This window comes from Pseudomonas sp. SWRI99 (genome assembly GCF_014270125.1).
Taxonomy (GTDB): domain Bacteria; phylum Pseudomonadota; class Gammaproteobacteria; order Pseudomonadales; family Pseudomonadaceae; genus Aquipseudomonas; species Aquipseudomonas hamedanensis.
This window is the reverse complement of record NZ_JABWQR010000001.1, coordinates 189,336-203,682: the sequence shown is the minus strand read 5'-3', so window position 1 is coordinate 203,682 and position 14,347 is coordinate 189,336. Positions and strand designations below refer to the sequence as shown.

The following is a 14,347-nucleotide window of genomic DNA, read 5'->3' as shown; positions in this document are numbered from 1 at the left end:
TCCCGCGTGGGAATGCCTCAAGGGACGCTCCGCGTCCAGTGACGCGGAGCGTCATGGGCTGCATTCCCACGCAGAGCGTGGGAACGATCAGTGGTGGTTATTTGAAGTCGTTCTGGCGCCACGCTTCGTACACGGCAACCGCCACGGTGTTGGACAGGTTCAGGCTGCGGCACCCCTCGCGCATTGGCAAGCGCAGGCGCTGTTCGGCAGGCAAGGCGTCGAGAACGTCCGCTGGCAAGCCACGGCTTTCCGGGCCGAACAAAAACGCATCGCCAGGCACGAACGCAGCATCATGAAACGGCCGCGAACCCTTGGTCGTGAAGGCGAACAGCCGTGGATTGCCCAGACTTTCCAGGCAACTGGCCAGATCAGCATGACGCTGCAACGTGGCATATTCGTGATAGTCGAGGCCGGCGCGGCGCAAGCGCTTGTCGTCCATCTCGAAACCCAGCGGTTCGATCAAATGCAGGTGGCAGCCACTGTTGGCGCACAGCCTGATAACGTTGCCGGTGTTCGGCGGAATTTCTGGTTGAAAAAGGATGACGTGAAACATGCACGGCTCCGAAGGTAAAGATGACGCGCATTCTACGCCGCAAGCGGACTGGCGTTCGAAACTATTCCCGCGAGTGATCGGTTCCCTGGCGATTTTCGGTTTGATGGTCGGTTTGATGATCGGCCGTCTGACCACGCCGGATCCGAGCGTGCTGGAGCAGGTTGAGGTCACCGATGGCGGCCTGGTGGTGTGGTTCAACAACGAACCGAAACTGCATGGTGAAATCATCGACGGCACCATCGCATTACTGTTTCAGGCTGAGGGCCGGGCGCAAAAAGGCCAGCTCAGGCTCAACGGCAAGGACGTGAACTGGCGCGCGCGCAAAAGCGATGGCGGATTATTGCTGACGGTGCTGGCGGCACGACCGCTGCAGGGTGACTGGGCCGGCAGCGAAGTCGATGATCGCTGGCGGCTGGAAATCCGCCTACAAGAGCGCTAGGCAGGGTGTTCCCCTAACCGCCGTCCGCTCCGACGCTCTTTGGCGTTGTTTCCCACGGATACTGTCCATCTTTCCGACCTCCATTCGAGGCTCGCGCACGCTATCGTTCGCCCCTTCAAGCGGCAGGATGCCAATACCCATCGTCTCTTGCACGAATGCAAGGGGCGACTTTTCAAGGATGGAAATATGCCAGTAAAACCACCTCGCGGTGGCAGCACCCGCGTGGATACGGAGGTTTACACCCACTCGAATCGAAATCCGGACAAGGATTTTTCACCGGTTGGCACGCCCGGCCGCGATGGCACGGCCTCTTCGGTTCGTGTCGATGATTCGAAGCTGCGAAGCACCTCGCTCGGCGAGGATGCAGGCCGGGATACGATCTTGCGGACACCGATGGTCGAAGGTCGCCCGCAGCCGCGGCCTGCTGACACCCTTCTCTTCAAATACAGGTCGCTTGAGCATTACAGGCTGGAGTCAGCGACCGGACTGCCGGATGCCGACAGCGAAGGTTTCAGGGTGCACAGAAATCGCCAGTATGTGGAGGTGCCTGACGGTGGCATCGTTCTTGTCGGGGTGGATCTGGACACGGGGTTGTATCGCGCACGACTTCCCAGCGAGTTGCTGCCCTCCGGCCCATGGTTGCTGCGTGATATCGAGAGCGGCATCTGGCATCCGCACAGCGACTTCAATGCACGCACCAATCCTCTGACCGACGCAAACTTGCAAGCCTTTCGTACCGGAGTGGATGTCAGTGGTGCAGAACCGGGCAGCGACGGCGTGATACGACACGATGGCAAGCTCTATGTGGCCATCAATGAACAGGCGTATCAGGTGATGCAGGATCTTGATGCGTCCCGCCCGGAATACAAGACTTGGCGTCTGGTTCATCCCGAGGACCCCGTCGCCACAGACAGCGCGAATATTTACCGCGCCAGCCGTAGCGGTGAAACCCTTGCCATCACCCGGAACGAGCGGAACACCTGGGTTTGCATCCTCACAGGTTTGCGCGGCGGCGCGGACGGCAATGCCCCGGCAGATGCCAACCCGTTCAACTTTCATCGCCCCTGGCTCACCGGCGCGGCACCCTCGGGTGGGCAAGCGCCGGTCGTTGTCGCGGCCACGCGGGCGCAGGTCAAACGCTACTTTGCAGACGCGACGGATCAGCATGCCGATGATTTCATTGCGCGATTTGGTGAAGCGGCCGATGCAGAGGTGGAGCTGAAGCGGCTCCAGCTTGAGTTTCCTCAACTGAGCCGTGAGGTTACGGCTTGGGAGGCGGGTTATAAGGGCAAGGATGATGCAGAGCGTAGTCGGCGACTGGCAATAGGTGCCAAGATACGCCGGCTGTACAAGTGGCAGGGAGAGAGTTCGGAGAAAGTCTACCGTGAGGGGCGGCTGGTCGGCTTCAAGTTGGAACTTGACCTGGGAAGTCGAGGGAATCTGGCGCTACCGGGTTTTTCGATTCGACTTGAATCCATTGTCTCTCTTCGCCTGGAGGGCAGCCCCTCGAGAAGTCTGGAAAATTTATTCTCGATGTTTTCCCACATTGAATCCCTCGACGTGCGCGGATTCAGGGGCAAGAGCCAAGAGCTGTTTGCCGAGATCAATAAACTTCCTGCGTTGAGCGTATTGATGATGCAGGACAGCCGGCTCTTGCTGCCGGCCAATTCTGAACATTTCACGCGGTTGACCCGCTTGCAGGAGTTGAGCCTGACGAACTGCAGTATTTGGCCGACTCTTTCTGTGCAGGGAATGACCGAGTTGCGCGTCTTGCGCGCGCGTTCTTGTGATTTGCTCTTTGTGCCTCTCGGACTGGGTGATGCGCCCGCAGCGTCTCGGTTACAGGTGCTTGATCTTTACCATAATCCTGAATTGCGCCATGCGCCTGATGTCACCCACATGTCTGATTTGCGAATATTGGATCTGTCCTATACCGACATATCCGCGCCACCGCTCGGGCTCGGTTTGCAGAACGGTCCGTCGCGACTTGAGATATTGAACTTATCGCAAACTCCGCTTGCGATAGCACCCTCATTGCAGGGAATGACGGCGTTGCTGGAAGTCGATCTTAGCCGTACTCGGATAAATAGCTTCCCGGACGGCGTGACACCCGAAATTCCCAGGACACGTTTGGATCTGGCGTATAGCCTGATCAGATCTATCCCCGAAACCGTTGAACTCAGAACAGAGCTGGATCTGACCGGCGCGCTGATTTCTGACCCTGCCTCTTTTCGGCGGTTAATCGCTGCACGTCGGCAAACAGGTAAAGATTTCTGGTTGGGAAAATCCTCGCACGATCTGGTGATCGATCATTGGATGCACAATATTCCACAGGCGCAACACGCCGCGAAAATTGCCCTTTGGGGCTCGCTGACCCACCAGACGAACATTGCGATGATGAAAAAAATCAGGGATCTGATTCGTACGCCTGAGTTCCTCGTCGAGCGCGCACTTTTGCAGCGCCGAGTCTGGTCCTTTCTTGAGCATTTCGAAAAGGCAAGTCTGGGTGAGCAAGAAACTTTGCGAGAAATCGCGTTCGCTGAGCCCAGTCCAGGGAGAATGCTGGAAAGGCTCGAAGAGGAAACAAGAAAATTTGACCCAACGGCGCAACACCAGCCCTTGCATCATTTGCCCAAGCGGCCACGGTTTGATTAACGTGGCGCGAACGGCGATGAAAAAGCGGGAATCCCTGACCTGCCTGTATCAGGGTTCCCAAAAAAGTGGGCTTCGCTTGCCGCGTTAGCCCGGTATAAAGAGGGAACCCCCGGCCTGCCTGTACCAAGGATCCCAAAAGGGTGGACGCATCGCGCGGCGGTGCGACCCGGTGTAAAGAGGGGAATCCCCGGCCTGCCTGTACCAAGGTCCCCGAAACGGGTGGTGAAACGAATCACCTGTGAGAGGTATTGCAGGGGGCGTGCCAGGTTTAAATCTGCGGAAACAAAAAATCGTATCGCCAAAACGAAAGCCCCGGAATCCGGGGCTTTCGCTTATTGACGCGTGCGTTTTCAGGGGCTTTTAGATGTCGGGATGGCGATGCGGCTATGCGCGATCACGGGTCATTGTGCATTGATGCGGTGCACGGTGGCCTAAAAGCTTCGCGAGCAGGCTCGCTCCCACAGTTGAAATGCAGTCCCCTGTGGGAGCGAGCCTGCTCGCGAATGGGATATGAGTGTCGACGAAGATTCGAAGGCGGATTAACCCTCTTCTCCCTCATCATCATCCCCACCATCAACCTTCATGCCCAGCTCCTTGATCTTGCGCGTCAGGGTGTTACGCCCCCAACCCAGCAGCACCGCAGCATCACGCCGACGCCCGGCGGTGTGCTTCAGCGCCGTCTCGATCATGATCCGTTCGAAGGCCGGCACTGCGCTGTCGAGCAGGCTCGACTGGCCGCGGGCCAGGGCCTGGTCGGCCCACTGGCGCAGCGCCTGCTCCCAGTTGGTCACCGGGGCCGAGTCCTGTGGCAGGTTGAGCAGTTCCGGCGGCAGGTCGCTGATATGCACTTCGCGTCCGGAAGCCATCACCGTGATCCAGCGGCAAGTATTCTCCAACTGCCGTACGTTGCCGCCCCACGGCAGGTTTTTCAGGTATTCCTCGGTTTCGCTTTTCAGCAGCTTCGGCTCGACCGCCAGCTCCTGCGCGGCGCGGCTGAGGAAGTGTTTGGCCAGGGTCGGAATGTCTTCGCGACGATCAGACAGGCGCGGGATATGGATGCGGATCACGTTGAGGCGGTGGAACAAGTCCTCACGGAATTTCCCTGCTTGAACCAGGGTTTCCAGATTCTGGTGCGTCGCCGCGATGATGCGCACATCGACCTTGACCGGGACATGACCGCCAACGCGATAAAACTCGCCATCGGCCAGTACGCGCAACAGGCGGGTCTGGGTGTCGGCGGGCATGTCACCGATTTCATCGAGGAACAGCGTGCCGCCGTCAGCCTGTTCGAAGCGTCCGCGGCGCAAATTCGCCGCACCGGTGAACGCGCCTTTTTCGTGGCCGAACAGCTCCGACTCCATCAAGTCCTTGGGAATCGCCGCCATGTTCAGCGCGATGAACGGCGAGGCTGCGCGCGGGCTGTGACGATGCAAGGCGTGGGCAACCAGTTCTTTACCGGTGCCGGATTCGCCGTTGATCAGCACGGTGATGTTGGAGTGGCTCAAGCGGCCGATGGCGCGAAACACTTCCTGCATCGCCGGCGCTTCGCCGATGATTTCCGGGGTGCGGGTCAGCGCGGGAACGACTTCCAGGCCTTGCTGCTCCTGCGCGTGCTGGTTGGCGCGTTTGACCAGCGACACCGCTTCATCCACGTCGAAGGGCTTGGGCAGGTATTCGAAGGCGCCGCCCTGATAGGAGGCGACAGCGCTGTCCAGATCGGAGTGCGCGGTCATGATGATCACCGGCAACCGTGGATGCTGCTCGCGAATCCGCGCCAGCAGGTCCAGGCCACTGGCACCCGGCATGCGAATGTCGGAAATGATCACGTCCGGCTGCTGCCGGGCCAGACGACTCATCACGCCATCGGCGCTGTCGAAACTCTGGGTGGTCATGCCTTCCTGCTGCAAGGCCTTTTCCAGAACCCAACGGATAGAACGGTCGTCATCGACGATCCACACGGTTTCACTACGGCTCATGTCGATGTGGCTCCTTGTTCCAGTGGCAGAAAGATCGAGAAGGTGGTGTGGCCTGGATGGCTCTCACACTCGATCAGGCCCTGGTGCTGACTGATGATGTTCTGGGTGATGGCCAGGCCCAGCCCGGTACCGTCCGGACGACCGCTGACCATCGGAAAGAAAATGGTTTCCTGCAGTTCCGCCGGGATGCCCGGGCCGTTGTCGATAATCTCGATCTTGGTCACCAGACGATGGCGGATGTGGCCAATGGTGAACTGGCGCATGGCGCGGGTGCGCAGGCTGATGCGGCCCAGGCGCAGTTCGTTCTGGCTGCTGATCGCCTGCATGGCGTTGCGCACGATATTCAAAACGGCCTGGATCATCTGTTCGCGGTCGATCAGTACGTCGGGAATGCTTGGATCGTAATCGCGCACCAGGGTGATGCAGCCCTGGCTTTCGGCTTCGACCAGATGGCAGACGCGCTCCAGCACTTCGTGGACATTGCACATTGCCAATGACGGCAGCTTGTTCGAACCGAGCATGCGGTCGACCAGATTGCGCAGACGGTCGGCCTCTTCGATGATCACGTTGGTGTAGTCGCGCAGGCTTTCTTCCGGCAGCTCGCGGGCCAGCAGTTGCGCGGCGCCACGGATGCCGCCGAGCGGATTCTTGATTTCGTGGGCGAGGCCGCGCACCAGCATCTTGCTGGTTTCCTGCTTGGACAGTTGCGCCTCTTCTTTGGTGATGCGCAGCAAGCGGTCCCGGGGATGAACTTCCAACAGCAGCAAAGTCGCGCCGTTACTCAGGATCGGCGTTACCGCGTAATCCACCGTCAGGGTCTGTCCGGTAAGGGCAGTGAGCATCGCTTCGCGCTTGGTGAACGGGTGCGCCTGCTCCACGGCCTGGCGCAGAGAATTGAGCGCCTCGGGGGATTCGGTAAACAGCTCGCTGATGAATTGTCCGTGGCTGCGCTGGCCGCTCACGGCCAGGAGCATTTCTGCCGCCGGGTTCATGTACTCAAGGCGCAGTTCGGCATCGAGCAGGATGGTCGCCGTGGTCAGGTTGTCGAGCAGCAAACGGTGGATTGCGTCGCTTATGGTCATCTGGACCCCTTTTGGAGCAAGGCGTGCGCGAGAACAAAGCGCTGATAAAAGGAAAATGCAAAAACCAAACCAAGGCTCCGAAAAGAAGCGTTCGGCGCCTGAAACAGGCGTTTGACGCGCGTTTGTATGGCACGGAGCCAGCTCAAACGGGGAGTTTCGAACCAAAATGGGTTGGGATATGAGTACGCTGCGAGTTGTTGCACCAATATAGTGCGCAATACACAAAGGCGTTAGAAGAAACGCAGGAAGGGGTTTTTCGGTTCGGGCGGTTTGTCTTTCAGCGGGCATTCGGGACGCACGCCATAGTCATCGGCAACGCAGGGTTTGACCTGGCGTTTCTGCGCCAGGGAGATGCGCAGCATGTGGAAAGGCTGGTTGGCCGTGCGTTCGATCGTCCGGCCCTGGGCGTCGAGAATTTCAATCGACAGGTTATGACTGCCACGATCGATGTTGGCCAGCGGGAACACCGGGCTGAGTCCAGGCTCACCGGTACTTTTGCCGTCCAGCAGCAGGCGATAGCGATGGCCGCTCTGCAGGCCGGGTTCGCTGGTGACGCTGACGATCAGTTCCCCGGCGCTGCTGCGAATCGTCGCGTCGGGTTCGGGGATCAGAATGCGCAGCATGTCGTAGTGGAACGGCGGCTGTTGCGCTGGTTTTCTGGCCGGGGCGCTCGGCGCAGTGGCGGCTGGCGTCGACATGCGATTACTGGTCGCGATCGGCACCCGCTGGGCGTTGGCTCGCGGCTGATCGGTGTAGACACGATTGCCTTGGGCGTCGACGTACGTGAAGACTTGCGCCGTAGCGGGCAGGGCCAGGCAGCAGAGGATCAGCCATAAACCCCTCATGGCGTGTGCACCCGCTGCACGGTGAAGACGGCTGGCGCGCTCTGCTGGATGATGGTTTGCCCGTCGATCACCTGTACGGCCAGTCGATGCTCGCCGCGATCAATATTCACCAATTGCAGAACCGGCACATTGCTTGGCTGGCCATAGGGTTGTTCGTCGAGTACCAGCCTCAGCTGATGCGGCGGTTGCAGGCGCGGCTTGATCAGTACAGTGACGGTGAAGGTGCCGTTGTTGGCGCGCAGGGCTTCATCGCCGGGCAGGCCGGCCAGCTCGAGAATCTCATAGGCATTGCGCGGCGCCTGGCGCTCGTCGGCGGCGGGCGCAGGTGCCGCAGCCGGCGTTTGCGGCTCGACCCGATTGAGCGGCGGCAGCTCGACCGGTTGTGCCTGCACGCCGTCCGGCGGCTGATTGCTGTACGCGGTATTGCCGTTGGCGTCGGTGTACTTGTAGATCTGCGCGACGGCGGGCAGTGCAGTCAGCAGCAGAATGTAGAGGAGCGTGCGACCCATGAAATCGACCGGGGTTGGAAACGATGGGTAGCAGCATAGGCCAGGTGCGGCGGTTGGCCCAACTGGGAACATATCCAGAATCATTCAGCCGCCACAAATCCCCTGTAGGAGTGAGCCTGCTCGCGATGGCGTCGTGTCAGTCGCCAGCTTTTTCAATGGCCCACCGCAATCGCGAGCAGGCTCACTCCTACAGGGGGCTTGGTTGGCCATAAAATCCGGGCAATAAAAAAGGCCTTCCGAAGAAGGCCTCTTTTTGTCACGCCGCGTTACGCAGCGCTACCGGATCAGCAGCTGTAGTACAGCTCATATTCCAGTGGGTGTACGAAGGTGCGAACCTTGATTTCTTCTTCCGATTTCAGCGCGATGTAAGCGTCGATGAAGTCGTCGGAGAACACGCCGCCCTTGGTCAGGAACGCGCGGCCCTTGTCCAGCTCTTCCAGGGCTTCTTTCAGGCTGCCGCAAACTTGTGGGATCTCTTTCGCCTCTTCAGGCGGCAGGTCGTACAGGTTTTTGTCAGCAGCGTCGCCTGGGTGGATCTTGTTCTGGATACCGTCCAGACCGGCCATCAGCAGTGCTGCGAAGGCCAGGTACGGGTTGGCTGCCGGATCCGGGAAGCGCGCTTCGATACGGCGGGCTTTCGGGCTCGACACGTAAGGAATACGGATCGAAGCGGAACGGTTGCGAGCCGAGTAGGCCAGCATGACCGGTGCTTCGAAGCCTGGTACCAGACGCTTGTAGGAGTTGGTCGCCGGGTTGGTGAAGCCGTTCAGGGCCTTGCCGTGCTTGATGATGCCGCCGATGAAGTACAGCGCGGTATCGGACAGACCGGCATAGCCTTCGCCAGCGAAGGTGTTCTTGCCGTCTTTCCAGATCGACATGTGTACGTGCATGCCCGAGCCGTTGTCGCCGTACAGTGGCTTCGGCATGAAGGTCGCGGTGCGGCCGTAAGCGTCAGCAACGTTGTGCACAACGTACTTGAGGGTCTGGGTTTCGTCGGCTTTCTTCACCAGGGTGTTGAACTTGACGCCGATTTCGTTCTGGCCGGCGGTCGCCACTTCGTGGTGGTGAACTTCGACGGTCAGGCCCATTTCTTCCAGCGCGTTGCACATGGAGGTACGGATTTCGTGGTCATGGTCGAACGGCGGAACCGGGAAGTAGCCGCCCTTGACGCCTGGACGGTGGCCTTTGTTGCCACCTTCGACGTCCTGGTCGGACATCCACGAACCTTGCTCGGAGTAGATCTTGAACATCGAGCCGGAGATGTCCGACTTGAATTTCACCGAGTCAAAGATGAAGAACTCAGGCTCTGGACCTGCGAACACGGTGTCACCGATACCGGTGGCTTTGAGGTGTTCTTCGGCGCGCTTGGCGATCGCACGTGGGTCGCGGTCGTAGCCTTGCATGCTCGAAGGTTCGATGATGTCGCACACCAGGATCAGGGTGGCGTCTTCGGTGAACGGGTCGAGAACGGCGGTTTCGTCAACCGGCATGAGGATCATGTCGGAGGCTTCGATGCCTTTCCAGCCAGCGATGGAGGAGCCGTCGAACATTTTGCCGACTTCGAAGAAGTCTTCATCCAGCGCATCGCGAGCCGGCATGGTCACGTGGTGCTGAGTGCCTTTGGTGTCCGTGAAGCGCAGATCAATCCACTTGACGTCATGATCTTTGATGAGTTGAACCGTCTTCGACATACTGTCCTCCGGGTGGCTTAGGGCTTGGTAGTGGATGCCCTTAAATGTGGGTGATGCCGGCGCGAATACTCTGCCAAGGCAACCTGCCTCACAAGGGAGCAAATTGCATGCCAGTGCCCCAGCATGGGTTTTTTGCCCCAAATTCACCCCTATTAAGGTGCAAAGCGCTGGATTGCGGAAAATCTCGCCCTCTAATGTAGCGCCTTCAATCGAAAATGACCCGTTTTGGTGCGCGCAAAACCTTCTGCACATTAACTGGTTAAACCTTGAGCAATTTCCGCTATAATCCGCGCCCCCCTTTTTCGGCTGGCCGTTCGCGCGCTGTTTTCATGAAACTAATCGTAAAAGTCTTCCCCGAGATCACCATCAAAAGCCGACCTGTCCGGACGAAGTTCATCCGCCAGTTGGCCAAGAACATCCGCACCGTGCTCCGTGACCTGGACCCGGCCGTGGTGGTGAGCGGTGTGTGGGACAATCTCGAACTGGAAACCCGCGTTACCGACCCCAAAGCCTTGAAAGAGATGGGCGAGCGCCTGACCTGCATGCCGGGCATCGCGCACTTTCTGCAGATCGACGAGTACCCGCTGGGCGACTTCGACGACATCACCGAAAAGTGCAAACAGCACTATGGCGATGCGCTGGCCGGGAAGATTTTCTCGGTGCGCTGCAAGCGCGCGGGCAAGCATCCTTTCAGCTCGATGGACGTCGAAAAGTACGTCGGCAGCAAGCTGCGTCGCGAGTGCGGCGCTGCCGGAATCGACCTCAAGGCGCCGCAAATCGAAGTCCGTATCGAAGTTCGCGACAAACGGTTGTTCGTGATCCACAGCCAGCACAACGGCATCGGCGGCTATCCGCTCGGTGCGCTGGAGCAGACGCTGGTGCTGATGTCCGGTGGCTTTGACTCCACCGTGGCGGCTTACCAGATCATGCGTCGCGGCCTGATGGCGCATTTCTGCTTCTTCAATCTGGGCGGGCGCGCCCATGAATTGGGCGTGATGGAAGTCGCGCATTTCATCTGGAAGAAGTACGGCAGCTCGCAACGCGTGCTATTTGTCAGTGTGCCGTTCGAGGAAGTGCTGGGCGAAATCCTCGGCAAAGTCGATAACAGTCATATGGGCGTGGTTTTGAAGCGTATGATGTTGCGCGCCTCGTCCGAGATTGCCGAGCGCTTGCACATCGATGCGCTGGTCACTGGCGAGGCGATTTCCCAAGTGTCGAGCCAGACGCTGCCAAACCTGTCGGTGATCGACTGCGTGACCGACAAACTGGTCCTGCGTCCGCTGATCGTCGCGCACAAGCAGGACATCATCGACACGGCCAACGAGATCGGCACCGCCGATTTTGCCCGGCACATGCCGGAATACTGCGGGGTGATTTCGGTCAACCCAAAGACCGCCGCCAAGCGCGGTCGCGTCGAGCATGAAGAAAAAGAATTCGACATGGCGGTACTCGAGCGTGCGCTCGCCAACGCCAAGCTGGTGCCGATCGATCGGGTGATCGACGAATTGGGCCAGGATTTGCAGATTGAAGAAGTCAGCGAAGCGCTGGCCGGTCAGATCGTGATCGACATCCGCCACCCGGATGCCGCCGAGGATGACCCGCTGGAACTCGCTGGCATAGAGGTACAGACGATGCCGTTCTATGCAGTGAACGCACGTTTCAAGGAACTGGACCCTACTCGCCAGTACCTGCTGTATTGCGACAAAGGCGTGATGAGTCGCCTGCATGCTCACCATTTGCTCAGTGAGGGGCATGCCAATGTGCGCGTTTATCGACCGAGCTAAGTGCCCGGGGCTGTTTGCCTGTGGCCTGCGTCACCGGCCCCCCGACACCGCCGTCAAGCTGTAACGGCCATGCCGGACACTACTGCTAATCGCTGCCAAGACTTGTCAGCAAACCGAATCCTCTGATCGAGATACACAAGTGATCGAAAATCTACGCAACATCGCCATCATTGCCCACGTTGACCATGGTAAGACCACCCTGGTAGACAAACTCCTGCGTCAATCCGGCACCCTGGAGCGCAACGAGCTCAACGACGAGCGCGTGATGGACTCCAACGACCAGGAAAAAGAGCGCGGTATTACCATCCTGGCGAAAAACACCGCCATCAACTGGAACGGCTACCACATCAACATCGTGGACACCCCGGGCCACGCCGACTTCGGCGGCGAAGTTGAACGCGTAATGTCGATGGTCGACTCCGTTCTGCTGCTGGTTGACGCTCAAGACGGCCCTATGCCGCAAACCCGTTTCGTGACCAAGAAGGCTTTCGAAGCCGGCCTGCGTCCAATCGTGGTGATCAACAAGGTTGACCGTCCAGGCGCGCGTCCGGACTGGGTTCTGGATCAGATCTTCGACCTGTTCGACAACCTCGGTGCTACCGAAGAACAACTGGACTTCCAGGTTGTTTACGCTTCGGCCCTGAACGGCATTGCCGGTCTGGACCACACCGCGATGGCGGAAGACATGACTCCGCTGTACCAAGCGGTGGTTGACCACGTTCCGCCTCCGGCCGTTGACCGTGACGGTCCGTTCCAGATGCAGATCTCCGCGCTGGACTACAACAGCTTCCTGGGTGTTATCGGTGTTGGCCGTATCGCTCGCGGTCGCGTCAAGCCGAACACTCCGGTTGTCGCGATCGGTGCCGATGGCAAGCGTCGCAACGGCCGTATCCTGAAGCTGATGGGTCACCACGGTCTGCACCGCGTTGACGTTGAAGAAGCTGCTGCTGGCGACATCGTTTGCATCAGCGGTATGGATTCGCTGTTCATCTCCGACACCCTGTGCCACCCGGACACGGTCGAGGCGATGAAGCCGCTGACCGTCGACGAGCCAACCGTTTCCATGACCTTCCAGGTTAACGATTCGCCTTTCTGCGGCAAGGAAGGCAAGTTCGTGACGTCCCGTAACATCAAGGACCGTCTGGACAAAGAGCTGCTGTACAACGTTGCACTGCGCGTTGAAGAAGGCGATACCGCTGACAAGTTCAAGGTTTCCGGCCGTGGTGAGCTGCACCTCTCGGTACTGATCGAAACCATGCGTCGCGAAGGCTTCGAACTGGCCCTGGGCCGTCCTGAGGTGATCATCCGTGAAGTTGACGGCGTCAAGCAGGAACCGTTCGAAAACGTCACCATCGACATCCCTGAAGAATCCCAGGGCAAGGTGATGGAAGAGATGGGCCTGCGTAAGGGCGATCTGAGCAACATGGTGCCGGATGGCAAGGGCCGTGTTCGTCTGGAATACAACATCCCTGCTCGCGGTCTGATCGGTTTCCGTAACCAGTTCCTGACCCTGACCAACGGCGCTGGCATCCTGACCTCGATCTTCGATCGTTACGACACCGTCAAGTCGGGCCACATGTCCGGCCGTCAGAACGGCGTTCTGGTTTCGGTTGAAACCGGCAAGGCACTGACCTACTCGCTGGAAACCCTGCAGGCTCGCGGCAAGCTGTTCGTAGAACACGGCCAGGAGATCTACAACGGTCAAATCGTTGGTCAGAACAGCCGTGACAACGACCTGGGCGTCAACCCTACCAAGGGCAAGAAGCTCGACAACATGCGTGCTTCGGGTAAAGACGAAACCATCGCTCTGGTTCCACCGGTGAAGTTCACCCTGGAACAGGCTCTGGAATACATCCAGGAAGACGAGCTGTGCGAAGTCACGCCTAAGTCGATCCGTCTTCGCAAGAAGATCCTCGACGAAAGCGAGCGTACCCGCGCTGCCAAGAAAGCCAAGGCGTAATTTAGCCCTGGTATGAAAAACGCCCCCGGTCGCGAGACCGGGGGCGTTTTTGTTTGTCGGGGTTTATGCGGTGCTTGTGGCGGCCCCTTCGCGAGCAGGCTCGCTCCCACAGGGATCTTCAGTGAACACAAATTTTGTGTGCACCAGATATGGATCGTTCCCACGCTCCGCGTGGGAATGCCTCAACGGACGCTCCGCGTTCGGCTTCAGAAAGGACGCGGAGCGTCCCGGGCTGCATTCCCACGCAGAGCGTGGGAACGATCAAGCTCAAAACTTCTCGATCGCCCGGAAGTTCTGCACACGCTCGACTTCTTTCGGTTTATAAGCGCAATACCCCGGCCGCGGCCCGATTTTCGGGTGGTTGCGGCAGGTGTCCGGGCGCTTGTCATAAATGGTGCACAGACGGCTTTTACGATCGAGGTAATAGCAGTCGTTGTTGCTCATGCGCTGCAGGGTAAAAATCCCCGATTTCTGATTGAAGCGCTCGACCAGACCTTCCTTTTGCAGACGCTTGGCGATGTTCTTCGGCGGGTCGCCCAGTTCGAATTCGTCGACCACGCCGATGCGCACCAGGTCCTTGATCTTGACCTCGACCGGCAGCGTGCAGCAGCTGGAGATACACGAGCCGCACATCGGCGCCGAGTATTTGGCCCACGTATCGAGACGATCAATCTCGGCGGCGGCGATCAGGTTGGGCTTCATCATCGGGAGTTACCAGGCGTGTATGCATCAGGGCGCGCGATCATACCGGGACGGGTGGAATTTTGAACAACCTTTCGCCGGATATTTTTCTGTGCACTGCATTTTGCCCGGTACGACGGCACGGCCCCTGCATTCATTGGCTCATCCGCCA

At 59.0% G+C, this 14,347-nt stretch carries 11 protein-coding genes; 4 read left to right on the top strand and 7 right to left on the bottom strand.

Annotation, left to right across the window (positions count from 1 at the left end):
• Window positions 1-97 precede the first annotated feature (97 nt).
• Window positions 98-553 (bottom strand): tRNA (uridine(34)/cytosine(34)/5-carboxymethylaminomethyluridine(34)-2'-O)-methyltransferase TrmL, encoded by a 456-nt coding sequence (gene trmL / locus HU743_RS00830; protein WP_042608646.1) that lies wholly within the window; start codon window positions 551-553, stop codon window positions 98-100.
• Here trmL and HU743_RS00825 point away from each other — a divergent pair.
• Both HU743_RS00825 and HU743_RS00820 read left to right on the top strand, forming a co-directional pair.
• A complete protein-coding gene (locus tag HU743_RS00825; protein ID WP_186552134.1) occupies window positions 552-992 on the top strand; it encodes a hypothetical protein in 441 nt (146 codons plus the stop codon). The genes trmL and HU743_RS00825 overlap by 2 nt on opposite strands.
• A gap of 186 nt (window positions 993-1,178) precedes the next feature.
• Window positions 1,179-3,647, top strand: a complete 2,469-nt coding sequence (locus HU743_RS00820; RefSeq protein WP_186646170.1) for a leucine-rich repeat domain-containing protein — start codon at window positions 1,179-1,181, stop codon at window positions 3,645-3,647.
• 539 nt (window positions 3,648-4,186) lie between these two features.
• Here the strand turns inward: HU743_RS00820 and ntrC are convergent.
• The 5 genes from ntrC to glnA all read right to left on the bottom strand — a co-directional run bounded on the left by ntrC (window position 4,187) and on the right by glnA (window position 9,750).
• Window positions 4,187-5,623, bottom strand: a complete 1,437-nt coding sequence (ntrC, locus tag HU743_RS00815; protein WP_186646168.1) for a nitrogen regulation protein NR(I) — start codon at window positions 5,621-5,623, stop codon at window positions 4,187-4,189.
• Window positions 5,620-6,705 carry a nitrogen regulation protein NR(II) gene (gene glnL / locus HU743_RS00810; RefSeq protein WP_186552131.1) on the bottom strand — a complete coding sequence of 362 codons (1,086 nt, stop codon included), beginning with the start codon at window positions 6,703-6,705 and terminating at the stop codon, window positions 5,620-5,622. Before glnL ends, ntrC begins: the two co-directional genes overlap by 4 nt.
• 230 nt (window positions 6,706-6,935) lie before the next feature.
• Window positions 6,936-7,550: a DUF4124 domain-containing protein gene (locus HU743_RS00805; RefSeq protein ID WP_186646167.1), complete on the bottom strand. Its 615-nt coding sequence runs from the start codon at window positions 7,548-7,550 to the stop codon at window positions 6,936-6,938.
• On the bottom strand, window positions 7,547-8,059 hold the full coding sequence (locus HU743_RS00800; protein ID WP_186646165.1) for a DUF4124 domain-containing protein: 513 nt from the start codon (window positions 8,057-8,059) through the stop codon (window positions 7,547-7,549). Before HU743_RS00800 ends, HU743_RS00805 begins: the two co-directional genes overlap by 4 nt.
• A gap of 284 nt (window positions 8,060-8,343) precedes the next feature.
• The gene (glnA, locus tag HU743_RS00795) at window positions 8,344-9,750 is read right to left on the bottom strand and encodes a type I glutamate--ammonia ligase (protein ID WP_186552128.1); all 1,407 of its coding nucleotides are present in this window, start codon (window positions 9,748-9,750) and stop codon (window positions 8,344-8,346) included.
• 329 nt (window positions 9,751-10,079) lie between these two features.
• Between glnA and thiI the strand changes: the two genes are divergently transcribed.
• Window positions 10,080-11,534 carry a tRNA uracil 4-sulfurtransferase ThiI gene (gene thiI, locus HU743_RS00790; RefSeq protein WP_186552127.1) on the top strand — a complete coding sequence of 485 codons (1,455 nt, stop codon included), beginning with the start codon at window positions 10,080-10,082 and terminating at the stop codon, window positions 11,532-11,534.
• Between the two features lie 139 nt (window positions 11,535-11,673).
• Window positions 11,674-13,494, top strand: coding sequence for a translational GTPase TypA (gene typA / locus HU743_RS00785; protein WP_186552126.1), 1,821 nt, complete (start codon window positions 11,674-11,676; stop codon window positions 13,492-13,494).
• Between the two features lie 267 nt (window positions 13,495-13,761).
• Here the strand turns inward: typA and HU743_RS00780 are convergent, their stop codons facing one another.
• The gene (locus HU743_RS00780; RefSeq protein WP_064117051.1) at window positions 13,762-14,199 is read right to left on the bottom strand and encodes a YkgJ family cysteine cluster protein; all 438 of its coding nucleotides are present in this window, start codon (window positions 14,197-14,199) and stop codon (window positions 13,762-13,764) included.
• Window positions 14,200-14,347 lie beyond the last annotated feature (148 nt).